1 protein-coding gene is annotated in these 1,561 nt (G+C 62.5%); it reads right to left on the reverse strand.

What is annotated here, in order from left to right:
- The coding region (locus PQQ53_RS34890; RefSeq protein ID WP_408329265.1) for an electron transfer flavoprotein-ubiquinone oxidoreductase at positions 1–1,561 on the reverse strand (1,561 nt) is incomplete at both ends.

Here is a 1,561-nt window from a genome sequence, read left to right on the forward strand (position 1 = left end):
ACATATTCGGATAGTTCGGCCCGCCGCCACCTTCCGGCGTGACCCACACGATATTCTGCGTCGGGTCCTTGATGTCGCAGGTCTTGCAATGCACGCAGTTCTGCGCATTGATCACGAGCCGTTCGCTGCCGTCGTCGTTCTTGACGAACTCATACACCGCCGCGGGGCAATAGCGCGACTCAGGACCGGCATAGGTCTGCCAGTTCACGTTGACCGGCACCGACGGATCTTTCAGCGTCAAGTGAGCCGGCTGGTTCTCCTCGTGATTCGTGTTCGAGATGAACACCGAAGAGAGCCGGTCGAACGTCAGCTTGCCGTCCGGCTTCGGATACGTGATCGGCGTGCACTGCGAGGCCGGCTTGAGCATCTCGTGATCGGAATGCTGGTGATGCAGCGTCCACGGCACGTTGCCGCCCAGCAGCTTCTGCTCGATGCCGACCATCAGCGTGCCGAGATACAGGCCCTTGCTCATCCACTGTTTGAAATTGCGCGCGCGGTACAGCTCCGTATGCAGCCACGACGTCTTGAAGCTCTCCGGGTAGGCCGTGAGTTCGTCGCTGGTGCGTCCGGCCTGCACGGCGTCGAACGCGGCATCGGCGGCGAGCATGCCGGTCTTGATCGCCGCATGCGAGCCCTTGATCCGCGATGCGTTCAGGAAACCCGCGTCGTCACCGACCAGCGCGCCACCGGGGAATACCAGCTTCGGCAGCGACATCAGGCCCCCGGCGGTAATCGCCCGCGCGCCATACGACACGCGCTTGCCGCCTTCCAGGATCGCGCGGATCGCAGGATGCGTCTTGTAGCGCTGGAATTCCTCGAACGGCGACAGATACGGGTTCGAATACCCAAGCCCCACCACGAAGCCGACCACCACCTGGTTGTTATCCATGTGATAGAGGAACGAGCCGCCGTACGTATCGTTCTGCAGCGGCCAGCCGGCCGTGTGCATCACGAGACCCGGTTTGTGCTTCGCCGGATCGATTTCCCACAGTTCCTTGATGCCGATGCCGTAGACCTGCGGATCGACGCCTTCGCGCAGTTTGAATTTCTCGTTCAGCTGACGGCCGAGATGGCCGCGCGCGCCTTCGCAGAACAGCGTGTACTTCGCGTGCAGTTCCATGCCGAGCTGGAAGTTCTCGGTCGGCTCGCCGTCCTTGCCGATGCCGAGGTTGCCGGTGGCGACGCCTTTGACGGAGCCATCGTCGTTGTACAGGACTTCGGCCGCGGGAAAGCCCGGGAAGATTTCGACGCCGAGCGCTTCGGCCTGCTGACCGAGCCAGCGCGTGACGTTCGCGAGGCTGATCACGTAGTTGCCGTGATTCTTGAAGTTGTCCGGCAGCGCCCAGACCGGCACGCTCTTCGAGCCGGTTTCCGTGAGAAAGAGGAATCGGTCTTCGGTCACGTCCACGGTGAGCGGCGCGCCTTTTTCTTTCCAGTCCGGAATCAGTTCGGTGATCGCGCGCGGGTCCATCACCGCGCCCGACAGGATATGCGCCCCGATCTCCGAGCCTTTTTCCAGTACGCACACGCCCAGCTCGACGCCTTTTTCAGCCGCGAGCTG

Origin of the sequence: Paraburkholderia strydomiana (assembly GCF_046030495.1) — a bacterium.
Classification (GTDB): Bacteria; Pseudomonadota; Gammaproteobacteria; order Burkholderiales; family Burkholderiaceae; genus Paraburkholderia; species Paraburkholderia strydomiana_A.